The sequence below is a fragment of the Robinsoniella sp. KNHs210 genome (assembly GCF_000686105.1).
In the GTDB taxonomy this organism is placed as follows: Bacteria; Bacillota; Clostridia; order Lachnospirales; family Lachnospiraceae; genus Robinsoniella; species Robinsoniella peoriensis.
In genome coordinates, this window is the sequence record NZ_JMLZ01000002.1 from 4,477,395 (window position 1) to 4,492,376 (window position 14,982).

8 protein-coding genes are annotated in these 14,982 nt (G+C 41.9%); all 8 read left to right on the plus strand.

Annotation, left to right across the window (positions count from 1 at the left end; translation table 11 throughout):
* Positions 1-81: 81 nt before the first annotated feature.
* The 8 genes from CD03_RS0126005 to CD03_RS0126040 all read left to right on the plus strand — a co-directional run bounded on the left by CD03_RS0126005 (position 82) and on the right by CD03_RS0126040 (position 14,937).
* Positions 82-1,593 carry a CoA-acylating methylmalonate-semialdehyde dehydrogenase gene (locus tag CD03_RS0126005; protein ID WP_027296114.1) on the plus strand — a complete coding sequence of 504 codons (1,512 nt, stop codon included), beginning with the start codon at positions 82-84 and terminating at the stop codon, positions 1,591-1,593.
* Between the two features lie 182 nt (positions 1,594-1,775).
* Positions 1,776-3,305, plus strand: a complete 1,530-nt coding sequence (locus CD03_RS36530) for a hypothetical protein (protein ID WP_052377985.1) — start codon at positions 1,776-1,778, stop codon at positions 3,303-3,305.
* A gap of 130 nt (positions 3,306-3,435) precedes the next feature.
* A complete protein-coding gene (locus tag CD03_RS38355) occupies positions 3,436-3,624 on the plus strand; it encodes a hypothetical protein (RefSeq protein ID WP_141728551.1) in 189 nt (62 codons plus the stop codon).
* The gene (rpoB, locus tag CD03_RS0126020; protein ID WP_027296116.1) at positions 3,573-7,403 is read left to right on the plus strand and encodes a DNA-directed RNA polymerase subunit beta; all 3,831 of its coding nucleotides are present in this window, start codon (positions 3,573-3,575) and stop codon (positions 7,401-7,403) included. Before CD03_RS38355 ends, rpoB begins: the two co-directional genes overlap by 52 nt.
* A 35-nt stretch (positions 7,404-7,438) precedes the next feature.
* Complete coding sequence (gene rpoC / locus CD03_RS0126025) at positions 7,439-11,119, plus strand: DNA-directed RNA polymerase subunit beta' (protein WP_027296117.1); 3,681 nt, start codon at positions 7,439-7,441, stop codon at positions 11,117-11,119.
* 264 nt (positions 11,120-11,383) lie between these two features.
* The gene (locus CD03_RS0126030) at positions 11,384-12,901 is read left to right on the plus strand and encodes a sugar ABC transporter ATP-binding protein (RefSeq protein ID WP_027296118.1); all 1,518 of its coding nucleotides are present in this window, start codon (positions 11,384-11,386) and stop codon (positions 12,899-12,901) included.
* Positions 12,902-12,945: 44 nt separating this feature from the next.
* A complete protein-coding gene (locus tag CD03_RS34920; protein ID WP_044289672.1) occupies positions 12,946-13,938 on the plus strand; it encodes an ABC transporter permease in 993 nt (330 codons plus the stop codon).
* 6 nt (positions 13,939-13,944) lie between these two features.
* On the plus strand, positions 13,945-14,937 hold the full coding sequence (locus tag CD03_RS0126040; protein WP_044289674.1) for an ABC transporter permease: 993 nt from the start codon (positions 13,945-13,947) through the stop codon (positions 14,935-14,937).
* Positions 14,938-14,982 lie beyond the last annotated feature (45 nt).

The window sequence follows — 14,982 nt, forward strand, 5'->3', positions numbered from 1 at the left end:
TCTGTGATAATATAAGATATATCCAAAATATAATCAACAAATTACAATGGTTTACCACAAATATGAAAGTGAGGATTTATCATGGGCGATGTTAAGAAACTGGGTTATTATGTTAATGGTGTGTTTAAAGAATCTAAGACGGAACGATATACGGATGCTTGCAATCCTAGTACCGGTGAAATCACTGCAAAAGTACCCTGCTGTACTTCAGAGGAAGTAGAAGAAGCCATTGCAGCAGCGAAAGCAGCTTTCCCTGGCTGGTCAGGAACACCTGTAATCAAACGTGTTCAGATTCTTTATAAGCTGAGAGATCTGCTGATTGCACATATGGATGAACTGACGGAACTTGTTGCAAGAGAAAACGGCAAAGCATGGGTTGAGGCAGAAGGTGACGTCCTGAAAGCAAAAGAAGGAACCGAACAGGCAATTTCCGCGCCGTCATTAATGATGGGCGAAAGTCTTATGGATGCTTCCTCCGGTTTTGACACTGTAATGTACCGTGAACCCATGGGTGTATTTGCAGGTATTGTTCCATTTAACTTCCCGGCAATGATCCCTATGGGATGGATGACACCAATGTGCATCGCCTGTGGAAATACCATTGTAATAAAGGCTGCAACGTTTACACCTCAGACCTGTATGCGCATCGCTGAATTATATAAGGAAGCAGGGCTACCGGATGGCGTAATCAATATTGTGACCTGTTCCAGAAATGAAGCGGAAATGTTTTTACAGCATCCGGATATCAAAGGAATTACTTTTGTGGGATCAACAGAAGTAGGATTACATATTTATTCAACTGCAGCAGCAAATGGAAAACGCGTTCAGGCTCTTTGTGAAGCGAAAAACCATGCACTGGTGTTGAATGATGCACCAATCGAAAGAACAGCAGCTGGAATTATTAATGCAGCCTTTGGATGTGCCGGTGAACGCTGCATGGCACTCCCGGTGGTTGTAGTCCAGGAAGATATTGCAGATGACCTGGTTCATGCAATTGTAGAAAAAGCAAGAGAAATTAAAGTCGGTCCGGCTTATGATAAAACAACAGGTATGGGTCCGGTAGTAAATGAAGGGCATAAGAAGTTTGTAACGAATTGGATCGAAAAAGGAATTGAAGAGGGTGCAGAACTGATCTTAGATGGAAGGGATATCCAGGTTCCGGGATATGAGAATGGTTATTATGTAGGGCCTACGATTTTCGATCACGTAAAACCGGGAATGACCATCGGAGACAGAGAAGTATTTGGTCCGGTTCTCTGTATCAAACGTGTGAAAGATTTCGATGAAGGACTTGCGGTTATGAATGCAAATCCATATGCTAACGGTTCTGTAATCTTCACACAGAGCGGTCACTATGCGAGAGAATTTGCAAGACGTACGGACGGAGGAATGGTGGGAGTCAATGTAGGTATTCCGGTTCCCGTAGGTATGTTCCCATTTAATGGACATAAGAAATCTTTCTTTGGAGATCTGCATTGCCTTGGAAAAGACGGATATCGTTTCTATACAGAAGGAAAAGTAGTGACCACCCGTTGGTTTGACGAGGAAGAGAAGAAAGCCAAAACAGTTTCTACCTGGGATGGAACAATCTGATCTGCTTTAAATTTGTAATTTTAGAATGTATGATAACTTAAAATGATGCTGGTGCTGAGAGATAATCTTGGCACCGGCATTTTTTATATTGCTGGTGAGAAAAATTGATTTGGTGAATTTTACATTATCATGTATAATATTTTTAGAATGTTTTTGAAAATCAAAGTGGGGGGTAGAGTTAAATGAAAAATGTAAAAAAGCGATTTTTTATTCCATTAACATTAATTCTGATATTGCTGATTGGCATTTCACCTGTTTTCCAGGCGGACGCTGCATGGAAGCACAAAAGTACAGGCTGGTATTATTATACAAAGAGCGGAAGACTGCAAAAAAGCCGCTGGGTTGGTGACCGGTATGTAAATTCCAAAGGAAGATGGATCGTAAGCTTTAAAAATACCGGGAAGGGATACCGCTATAAGAATGGCTCTAAGGGATACCTGAAAAGCCAGTGGAAAACAATTGATGGGAACCGTTATTATTTTAATAGGAAGGGTTATGCCGTTACACAAAGCTGGGTTGGCAGTCATTACCTGGAGGCAAGCGGGAAATATGTAAAAGGGCTTGTGAAAACATCGAAAGGCTGGCGTTTCCGGGATGAAAAGAACCAGTACATAACGAATAAGTGGAAGACTATCAATAATAAACGGTGCTATTTTGATAAAAATGGTTATGCGGTCAAAAATAAAAGAATTACCATAAATGGAATTAAATACAGCTTTGATAAATATGGTTTCATGAAGCCGGGTATGCGAACTGGGGATAAAGGAAAGAAATATCAGAACCAAAGCGGAAGTTATCTGAAAAACAGTTGGAAGAAAGTGTCGGGTAAGTGGTACTATTTTGGCAGTAATGGTTATATGGTAAAAAATAAATGGGTTGGCGATTACTATCTGGGCAGTAATGGGGCAATGGTGAAGAGTACTTTTATAGGAAGTAAGTTCGTTGATGCTTCCGGGAAAAAGGTAAGCGCTTCTGCATTAAGCCTGTCTGCACCCTCTGCGGTATTAATTGACGCTAAGACGGGAAAAGTTATTTATCAGAAAAATGCAAATCAAAACCGCCCCAATGCCAGTACCACAAAAATAATGACGGCAATACTGGCTTTGGAGTATGCCGGATTGAATGATTCAGTTTCTGTCTCTGCGTATGCCGCAGGACAGGAAGAAGTAAAGCTGTATATGAATCCGGGTGAAGTCTATCGGATGCAGGATCTGCTGTATGCATTACTGCTGCCTTCCTATAATGATGTGGCAGTGGCAATAGCGGAGCATATCAGCGGCTCGGTACAAAATTTTGCAGATCTAATGAATCAGAAGGCTAGAGAGCTTGGATGCAAAAATACAACCTTTGTCACAGCAAATGGACTGGAGATGGGAAATCATGGTTCGTCGGCTCTGGATCTTGCAAAGATGCTGCGTTATGCCATCAAAAAAGATTTGTTCCGCCAGATTATACAGACCAGGGCTTATAGTTTTTCCAGCCTTTCTGGCGGCAGAGGATTTACGGTATATAGTACGGATGATATGCTGGGCCAGATGTCAGGATTCCTGGGTGGAAAAACAGGTTGGACAACTTTGGCTGGACATTGCTTTGCCGGGGCGATGAGCAAAAACGGAAAGACCTACATTTCGGTGGTTCTGGGGTGTCCAAGCAGTGAATCCAGATGGAGGGATACCAAAACCCTGCTAAACTATGGTGCTGCAAATTATTGATGCTATGTATACGGCACATTTCAGATACAAGCTGAAATCCACAGTTTGCTACTGTTCGTTTTTAATCGTGCTCTTAAACAGGAAGATCAAATTGTACAAATTTAAAACCAATTTTTTCAGGAGAAACTGCTTGACAGCAGTTTTTCTTTATGCTAAAGTGGAAGATGCACTATTGTGCAGGATTGTGCCCAAGGGTATCATTATGCCCAAAACCGGGTTGTTGGAAATAGTTTATATTTATATAGAAAGAACAGGGGTGAAACGTCAATGGAGAAAAACAGGATACGACCAATCAAAAGCGGCAAAAGCTTTCGTATGAGTTACTCAAGACAAAAAGAGGTTCTGGAAATGCCCAATTTGATTGAGGTCCAGAAAGACTCATACCAATGGTTCCTAGACGAAGGAATGAAGGAAGTTTTTGAAGATATCTCTCCAATCGCAGATTATAGTGGCAAACTGAGCTTGGAATTTGTAGATTTCACATTATGTGAAGATGATGTGAAATATTCCATCGAGGAGTGCAAGGAGAGAGATGCAACATTTGCTGCACCGTTAAAGGTTAGGGTGAGACTTCATAATAAAGAGAATGACGAAATCAATGAACATGAGATATTCATGGGGGATTTGCCTTTAATGACTGCAACAGGTACCTTTGTAATTAATGGTGCTGAACGTGTTATCGTTAGTCAGTTGGTTCGTTCGCCAGGTATTTATTATTCAGTTGCTCATGATAAAATTGGTAAAAAGTTATTTTCTGCTACCGTTATTCCTAACAGAGGTGCCTGGCTGGAATACGAAACTGACTCCAATGATGTTTTCTATGTTCGTGTAGATAGAACCAGAAAGGTGCCGATTACGGTTTTAATCCGTGCACTTGGCATCGGTACCAATGCTGAGATCATTGAGTTATTTGGTGAAGAACCAAAGATCCTGGCAAGTTTAACTAAGGATACATCAGAAAATTACCAGGAAGGTCTTCTTGAATTATATAAAAAGATCCGTCCGGGTGAACCGCTGGCAGTAGAAAGTGCAGAAAGCCTTATTACCAGTATGTTTTTTGACCCTAGAAGATATGATCTTGCTAAGGTTGGCCGTTATAAATTTAATAAGAAGCTTCTTCTTCGCAACCGTATCTCAGGACATGTGCTTGCAGAAGATGTTGTAGATACTACTACAGGTGAAATTCTGGCTGAAGCAGGCACCGAAGTAACACGTGAAATTGCAGATGCTATTCAGTATGCAGCAGTTCCTTTCGTTTGGATTCAGACGGAAGAACGTAATGCGAAAGTAATCTCCAGTATGATGGTTGATATTACGAATTTCGTTGATGTTGATCCAAAAGAAGTGGGTGTTACAGAGTTAGTATATTACCCTGTGCTTGAAAAAATACTGGAAGAAAATGACGATATTGAAGATATCAAATATGCAATCAAGCAGAATATCCACGAATTGATTCCGAAGCATATTACAAAAGAAGATATTATTGCTTCTATTAACTATAATATGCATCTGGAATATGGAATTGGCAATGCAGATGATATCGACCATTTAGGAAACAGACGTATCAGAGCAGTAGGCGAATTGCTGCAGAACCAGTACCGTATTGGTCTTTCCAGGCTGGAAAGAGTTGTACGTGAACGTATGACAACACAGGATCTGGAAGGAATTTCACCACAATCTCTGATCAATATCAAGCCGGTAACAGCAGCTGTTAAAGAATTCTTTGGTTCTTCCCAGCTGTCTCAGTTCATGGATCAGAATAATCCGCTTGGTGAGTTAACACATAAAAGACGTTTATCCGCACTGGGCCCTGGTGGTTTGTCCAGAGATAGAGCGGGATTCGAGGTTCGAGATGTTCACTATTCCCATTATGGAAGAATGTGTCCGATCGAGACACCTGAAGGTCCTAATATCGGTCTGATTAACTCCCTGGCAACCTATGCCAGAATTAATGAGTATGGTTTTATTGAAGCACCATACCGTAAAATAGACAAGACAGATCCGACTGACCCTCGTGTTACGGAAGATGTTGTATATATGACTGCAGATGAGGAAGATAATTATCATGTAGCTCAGGCGAATGAGGCCCTGGATGAAGAAGGACATTTTGTTCATAAAAATGTTTCTGGTCGTTACAGAGAAGAAACGCAGGAGTATGAAAGAACTACATTTGATTACATGGATGTATCTCCTAAGATGGTATTTTCTGTTGCTACCGCATTGATTCCTTTCCTGGAAAATGATGATGCTAACCGTGCGCTGATGGGATCTAACATGCAGCGTCAGGCCGTACCGTTATTGACTACGGATGCACCGGTTGTTGGAACAGGTATGGAAATGAAAGCAGCGGTTGACTCCGGTGTTTGTGTGGTTGCAAAAAAAGCCGGAACGATTGAACGTTCCACATCTAAGACAATTGTTATGAAAAATGACGATGGATCTAAAGATGAGTATCATTTGACGAAGTTTGCAAGAAGTAACCAGAGTAACTGTTACAATCAGAGACCGATCGTATTCAAAGGCGATCATGTGCAGGCGGGAGACGTTATTGCTGACGGACCTTCTACACAGAATGGTGAAATTGCATTAGGTAAGAACCCATTGATCGGATTTATGACCTGGGAAGGTTATAACTACGAGGATGCGGTATTATTAAGTGAAAGACTGGTTATGGAGGATGTCTATACATCTGTCCATATTGAAGAATATGAAGCAGAAGCCAGAGACACAAAATTAGGACCGGAAGAAATTACAAGAGACGTTCCCGGTGTCGGCGATGATGCGTTAAAGGATCTGGATGAAAGAGGTATCATCCGTATCGGTGCGGAAGTCCGTGCCGGAGATATCCTGGTTGGTAAGGTTACCCCTAAGGGAGAGACTGAGCTGACTGCAGAAGAAAGGCTTCTTCGTGCGATCTTTGGTGAAAAGGCGCGTGAAGTAAGAGATACTTCTCTGAAAGTACCTCATGGAGAATATGGTATAGTCGTAGATGCCAAAGTATTTACCAGAGAAAACGGAGACGAATTATCACCGGGTGTAAATCAGGCAGTACGTATTTATATTGCACAGAAGAGAAAGATTTCCGTTGGAGATAAGATGGCCGGCCGTCATGGTAACAAGGGTGTTGTTTCCCGTGTACTTCCGGTAGAAGATATGCCGTTCCTGCCAAACGGACGTCCGCTTGACATCGTATTGAATCCTCTTGGTGTGCCTTCCCGTATGAATATAGGACAGGTACTTGAGATCCATTTAAGTCTTGCGTCAAAAGCGTTAGGATTTAATATATCCACGCCGGTATTTGATGGTGCGAACGAAGTTGATATTATGGATACTCTTGATCTGGCGAATGATTATGTCAATCTTGAGTGGGAAGAATTTAAAGAGAAACATGAGCAGGAACTGCTTCCTGATGTTATGGATTATTTATATGAGAACAGAGCACACAGAGAACTCTGGAAAGGTGTACCGCTTTCACGCGATGGTAAAGTAAGGCTGCGTGATGGCCGTACCGGCGAGTACTTCGACAGTTCAGTTACAATCGGACACATGCATTATCTGAAGCTTCATCATCTGGTTGATGATAAAATCCATGCACGTTCCACCGGTCCTTACTCCCTGGTTACACAGCAGCCTCTTGGTGGTAAAGCACAGTTTGGTGGACAGCGTTTCGGAGAGATGGAAGTTTGGGCGCTGGAAGCATACGGTGCATCCTATACACTGCAGGAAATTCTGACTGTGAAGTCCGATGATGTTATTGGCCGTGTGAAGACTTACGAAGCAATTATCAAAGGAGAAAATATACCGGAACCAGGTATACCGGAATCCTTCAAGGTATTGTTAAAAGAGCTTCAGTCCCTTGGACTTGATGTAAAAGTACTCAAGGAAGACCAGACAGAAGTTGAAATCATGGAAACGATTGATTTTGGCGAAACAGATCTGCATTCCGTTATTGAAGGCGAGAAGGGCTACAATGAGGAAGAACCTCTGGAAGACTTCGGATTTAGTCAGCAGGAATTTGAGGACGGCGAGTTAGTTGATGTGGAAGAGGAAGAAGAAGAAGCATTTTTAGACCTAGAAGAAGTTCTTGATGAAGAGTAAATGTAGGTAGCTAACAATGGAAAGGAGTACCATCAATGCCTGAAACAACAAACAATGAAACGTATCAGCCAATGACTTTTGATGCAATCAAAATTGGTTTAGCATCTCCGGATAAGATCAGAGAGTGGTCCAGAGGAGAAGTTAAAAAACCAGAAACGATTAATTATAGAACCCTGAAACCAGAAAAAGACGGATTATTCTGCGAGCGTATTTTCGGTCCCAGCAAGGACTGGGAGTGCCACTGCGGTAAATATAAGAAAATCCGTTATAAAGGTGTAGTCTGCGACCGATGCGGCGTAGAAGTAACCAAAGCCAGCGTTCGTAGAGAACGTATGGGACACATTGAGCTTGCAGCTCCTGTTTCCCATATCTGGTATTTTAAGGGAATCCCTTCCAGAATGGGATTAATTCTGGATCTGTCTCCCAGAGTATTGGAAAAAGTATTGTACTTTGCCAATTATATTGTGTTGGATAAAGGAACTACAGATTTACAGTACAAACAGGTTCTGACAGAAAAAGAGTTCCAGGAAGCGAAAGAAAAATGGGGAAACACTTTCCGTGTAGGCATGGGAGCAGAATCCATTAAGGAACTGTTAGAAGCCATTGACATGGAGAAGGAATCCGTTGAATTAAAAAGAGGACTGAAGGATTCTACCGGTCAGAAAAGAGCCAGAATCATTAAAAGACTGGAAGTTGTAGAAGCTTTCCGTGGCTCAGGAAACAGACCGGAGTGGATGATCATGACAGTTGTTCCTGTTATTCCGCCGGATTTACGTCCTATGGTTCAGCTGGATGGCGGACGTTTTGCCACATCTGACCTGAATGACTTATATAGAAGAATCATCAACCGTAATAACCGTCTGAAAAGACTTTTGGAATTAGGTGCACCTGATATTATCGTTCGTAATGAAAAGCGTATGCTTCAGGAAGCGGTAGATGCTTTAATTGATAATGGACGTCGTGGACGTCCGGTAACAGGACCGGGTAACAGAGCCCTTAAATCCTTATCAGACATGTTAAAGGGTAAATCCGGACGTTTCCGTCAGAACTTACTTGGAAAACGTGTTGACTATTCAGGACGTTCTGTTATCGTTGTTGGACCGGAACTTAAGATTTACCAGTGCGGTCTGCCAAAAGAAATGGCAATTGAATTATTCAAACCTTTCGTTATGAAAGAATTAGTAGCAAATGGTACTTCTCACAATATTAAGAATGCGAAGAAGATGGTAGAAAGACTTCAGCCGGAAGTCTGGGATGTTCTGGAAGAAGTTATCAAAGAACACCCGGTTATGTTAAACCGTGCCCCCACACTTCACAGACTTGGTATTCAGGCATTTGAGCCTATATTGGTAGAAGGTAAGGCGATCAAGCTTCATCCATTGGTATGTACAGCGTTTAATGCTGACTTCGATGGTGACCAGATGGCTGTCCATCTTCCATTGTCTGTGGAAGCACAGGCAGAATGCCGTTTCTTACTGTTGTCTCCAAACAACCTGTTAAAACCTTCCGATGGTGGTCCCGTTGCCGTACCTTCACAGGATATGGTCCTTGGTATCTACTATCTGACACAGGAGAGACCAGGTGCACTTGGAGAAGGCAAAGTATTTAAAAGCGTAAACGAAGCAATCCTTGCTTATGAAAATAAGGCTTTGACATTACAGACCAGAATTACGGTTCGTATGACAAAGATCATGCCGGATGGAAGCAGGCTTACTGGAAATGTAGAATCTACGTTGGGACGTTTCATCTTTAATGAAATTCTTCCTCAGGATTTAGGTTTTGTAAACCGTGATATTCCGGAAAATGCACTGAAGCTGGAAGTAGATTTCCACGTAGGTAAAAAAGGATTAAAACAGATTCTGGAGAAAATCATCAATACTCACGGAGCAACCAAGACTGCAGAAGCACTTGATGATATCAAGGCTATGGGTTACAAGTACTCTACCAGGGCAGCGATGACCGTATCCATTTCCGATATGACAGTACCTCCTGAAAAACCGCAGCTGATTCAGCAGGCACAGGATACGGTAGATAGAATTACAAAGAACTTCAAACGTGGTCTGATCACGGAAGAAGAGCGTTATAAAGAAGTTGTGGAAACATGGAAGAACACCGATGATATTCTGACCAAGGCGCTGTTAGACGGTCTTGATAAGTACAATAACATCTATATGATGGCTGACTCAGGAGCCCGTGGTTCTGACAAGCAGATTAAACAGCTTGCCGGTATGCGTGGTTTGATGGCGGATACAACCGGTCATACAATCGAGCTGCCTATCAAGTCAAACTTCCGTGAAGGACTTGACGTATTGGAGTACTTTATGTCTGCACATGGTGCTCGTAAAGGTCTGTCTGATACTGCTCTTCGTACAGCCGATTCCGGATACCTGACCAGACGTCTGGTTGACGTTTCCCAGGACTTGATTATTCGTGAAGTTGACTGTTGTGAAGGAAAAGAAATTCCGGGTATGTATGTAAAAGCATTCATGGACGGAAAAGAAGAAATTGAAAGCCTGCAAGAGAGAATTACAGGTAGATTTGCCTGCGAAACTCTTACAAATAAAGATGGTGAAGTTCTCGTAAAAGCAAACCATATGATTACCCCAAGACGTGCGGCACGTATCATGAACGAAGGTGTGGATGCAAATGGAAAACCATTTGACAAGATTAAGATCCGTACGATACTGACATGTAAATCACATATCGGTGTATGTGCGAAATGTTATGGATCCAACCTTGCAACAGGCGAAGCAGTTCAGGTAGGTGAATCCGTAGGTATTATTGCAGCTCAGTCTATCGGAGAACCTGGAACACAGCTTACCATGCGTACGTTCCATACCGGTGGTGTGGCCGGCGGGGATATTACACAGGGTCTTCCCCGTGTCGAGGAGCTTTTTGAGGCAAGAAAGCCAAAAGGTCTTGCTATTATTACAGAAATTCCTGGTATTGCAAACATTAAGGATACCAAGAAAAAACGCGAGATTATTGTGACAAACGATGAAAGCGGTGAAGCTAAGACATATTTGATTCCTTATGGATCCAGAATCAAGGTACAGGATGGTGCATTATTGGAAGCCGGTGATGAGCTGACAGAAGGTAGCGTAAATCCACATGATATCCTGAAGATCAAAGGTGTTCGTGCTGTACAGGATTACATGATTCAGGAAGTTCAGCGTGTTTACCGTTTACAGGGTGTTGAGATCAATGATAAGCATATCGAAGTTATTGTTCGTCAGATGCTGAAGAAGATCAGAATTGAGGATAATGGTGATTCTGAATTACTGCCTGGTACACTGGTAGATATTCTTGACTTTGAAGATGTTAATGATGCGTTAGTAGAAGAAGGCAAGATGCCTGCAGACGGAAAACAGGTAATGCTTGGTATAACAAAAGCATCTCTTGCAACCAACTCCTTCTTATCAGCAGCATCTTTCCAGGAAACGACGAAGGTACTGACAGAAGCAGCAATCAAAGGTAAGATTGATCCGCTTATCGGATTAAAAGAAAATGTTATAATCGGTAAATTAATTCCGGCCGGAACAGGCATGAAGAGATACCGTAATGTAAAACTGGATACAGATTATACACTGGATCAGGTTTATGAGGATGAAGATTTTGATGATGATGACGATCTGGATCTGGGCCTTGATTTATCAGATGATTTAGATCTGGATGATCTGGGTGAAGAAGATTTGGTATCTGCTACAGAAGAATAAGTAATTATGGCATGTTATGGTGTGAACTATAGCATGCCATTTTTTTGATTGATTTTATACTTTTCCCTATGACGTAATGAGACTCCCTGCCTCAGGAAGGCCGGATCATATGATAAAATCCTGGACAAAGAGTAAAATCTTCTGTCCGGGGGCTTTTGTATTTTATATAAACCCTTTTTGATTTTACATGTACCTTTTCTTCTGCTCTTGATAAGATAAAGACAGTTAAGAAAGAGACAGCATATGAAGATTGGAGGAGGAACTATGGGAAAAACAATATTGGAACTTAGAGATATTGTGAAAACTTTTCCAGGGGTCCTGGCCCTGAATGGCATTGATTTTGAACTTCGAAGCGGTGAAGTACATGCCATTTGCGGCGAGAACGGAGCAGGAAAATCCACGCTTATGAAAGTGGTTTGCGGAGTGCATAAGCCGGACAGCGGAACAATGGTTGTTAATGCAAAAGAGGAATCGTTTGGGAATCCTATGGAAGCATACCAGAAAGGAGTTTCCATTATTTTTCAGGAAACCAGCCTTTTTGAGAAAATGACCGTACTGGATAATCTGTTTCTGGGACATGAGATAACGAAAAGGATAGGTCCTGTCAGTTTCATTGATTACGATGGGATGAAGAAACGGGCAAAAGAGATTTTCAGACGCCTGAATACTCAGATGAGCCTGGATGTAACAATAAAAACCTTGGGTATGGCTCAAAAGCAGATGGTGGAAATTGCAAAAGCACTTACATTTGATGCTAATATCATCATATTTGATGAGCCTACGGCATCTCTTACCCAAAGAGAAGTCAGTGCCCTGTTTGAGATTATTGGGAACCTGAAAAAAGAAGGTCTGGGAATTGTGTATATCAGCCACCGTCTGGAAGAAATATTTGAGATTTGCGACAGGGTAACGGTGATCCGTGATGGTCAGTATATTTCTACTAAAGAGGTATCCGGTACGAATAAAGATGAACTTGTGGCAGATATGGTAGGAAGAAAGATGGGCAATTATTATCCCAAGGCAGAAGCTAAGATTGGAAAAGAACTGCTTCGTGTAGAGCATTATTATGACGATGGATTTTTAGAAGATATCAGTTTTGCCTTAAATAAAGGAGAGATTCTCGGGTTTGCAGGTCTGGCAGGAGCTGGCAGGACAGAGCTTATGGAGTCCCTCTGCGGCTTTACGGGAAAAGCTGCAGGTAAAGTCAAACTAGAGGGAAAAGAGGTTGTGATCAGGGACTATAAAGATGCTATGGCAAATGGACTGGTATATGTTTCCGAAGATCGTGGGAAATTCGGATTGATTGTTGATATGAGTATTGAACAGAATATCTCTCTGCCCCAACTGGAAAAATTTGCTGGTAAACTGGGCATAATCCACACGAAAAAAGAGCAGGAAATTGGAGAAAAATATATACAGGATGTTGGTATTAAAGCTCCAAAGGCTGATTTTCTGGTTGCAAATTTGTCAGGGGGAAACCAGCAGAAGGTATCTGTTTCAAAAGCGCTGGCATTAAATCCTAAAATTTTAATACTGGACGAACCAACCAGAGGCGTGGATGTAAATGCAAAAGCAGAAATCCATAAGATTATCAGTGATCTGACACAAAAAGGCCTGACGATTATTATGATTTCCTCAGAACTCCCGGAACTGCTTGGAATGTGTGATCGGATTTATGTAATGAAAGACGGTTATATCGCCGGTTGTTTTGACAGAGATGAAGTGACCCAGGAAAAGATACTAACAGTAGCTCTGGAATCTAAAAAGCAGGTAATGGCATAAGCCGGACACAAACATTTTGAAGATATGCTTAAGGAGGGAGTAAAATGGATCATAATAAGAAAAAAGCAGCGTTTTTAACAACAGAATTTTATCTGGCAGTCTTTCTGGCAGTAGTATTGATTGGACTTGCAATTTTTGCAAAAGGATTTTATACCGTAAATAACCTGATGAGCTTATTGAATTCTTTCAGTTACATATTAATATCGGCAGTAGGTATGAACATGATTATTCTGACATCGAATATCGATGTTTCCACAGGAGCTTTAATATCAGTAATCTGTATATGCACAGCGGCTATCGGGAAGATGGGGGCACCGTTTGCTGTTCTTCTGGCAGCAGCGATGGTAATAGGAGCAGCCCTGAGCACATTTAACGGGTTGTTTATTACAAAATTAAAGATTCCGGCAATTGTAGCCACTTTGGCGACGACCCAGATATTTCAGGGGATTCTGCCGCTTACGGTAGAAGGGTCTATTTATGATTTGCCGGCTTCTTTTACCTGGCTGGCATTCGATGCAAAAATCTTCGGAATGATACCGGCAAGTGTACTTATATGCCTGATTGTGGTGGCAGCAGCCTTGCTATTTATGAAGTACTCTAGATTTTCGAAGAAGATCTATGCTATTGGGAACAATAAAGGCGGTGCCAGACTGGCTGGTATAAATGTAAATAAAACTGTAGTGCTCACCTATACGATAGCAGGTGCCTTATTTGGGATATCAGCAGTAATTATAGCAACGGCAGGGCAGAGAGTTACTACCACTATGGGAAGTGGTCTTGAGATGACATTTATTGCAGCTGTTGTATTAGGAGGAACCAGCACGGCGGGAGGTTCGGGAAAAATAATCGGAACGGTTATTGGAGCTTTCATTCTTGCCATGATATCCCCGGCAATTAACTATCTTGGTATTAGTCCAAATTGGTCAGATGCAATTAAAGGCGCAATTATTATCATCTCCGTATTGGTTACGGCAGCCAGATATATCAAGAAAAAAAGGGTCATTACAAACCCTGTGATCTGTAAGGCTGGGGGGTGAAGCATAATGGAAAAGAATAGAAAATATAAAGTCACGTTTAATATGGCGCTGTTTTTAATCTGGGTTGTGATATTTGCAGCAATCGCACTAGGGAGTCCGTCGTTTTTAAAACCCGCATACATTATAAACGTTATGTTTCGAAATATTGTAGAAATCGGTATGGCTGCTCTGCCTATGACGTTGATTATTATTACGGGCGGCATTGATCTTTCGGTAGGAAACATCATGATTCTCTCCGCTATGATGGGCGGAATGGCAGCTGCCGGAATGGGAACAGGAGCTGGAATTATTGTTACGATCCTTACAGGAGGAATCTGCGGACTGGTGAACGGTATTATCATAGCCAAAGCCAAAATTTCGGAGATGGTGACTACGCTGGCGACGATGTATCTGTTTCTGGGGCTGGCAAGAGGAATATCTCATGGTGACAGTGTTTACAGTTATAACTTTACGAACTTTTTTGGAAATACCTCCATTGCAGGGATTCCGCTTCAAATCTGGATTTATGTGATACTTGCTGTTTTCTTCATTATTCTTCTGGGTAAGACTACTTTTGGCAGAAAATTATACAGTATTGGATTGAATAAAAATGCAACGAAATATTCCGGTGTGAATACGGATAAGATGCAGATACTGATTTATGTAATTTGTGGTCTCATCTGTGCACTGGCAGCCTTTATATGGCTGGGAAGGTTCACCAGTGTTAAGTATGATGCCGGAACCAGTTTTAACCTGAAAGTAATAACGGTAGTTGTTCTGGGCGGAACCAGTATCAACGGCGGAATCGGAGATATGAAAGGCACCGTTTTGGGCACGCTGATTATAGCAACCCTGAACAGCGGACTTACCGTATTGAATATTCCTATTGACGTGCAGACGATTGTACAGGGTGTAGTTCTGATGATTGCTCTGATCGCCTATGCCTTTGTAAATTCAAAAGCTAAGAAAAAGAAAATTATTGCAGTATCAGCAAAACAAATATCGGAGAGTCAGGTATGACGGCTAGTGTCTCCCGGCGTAAATACGCCACTATATAGCAGCCGG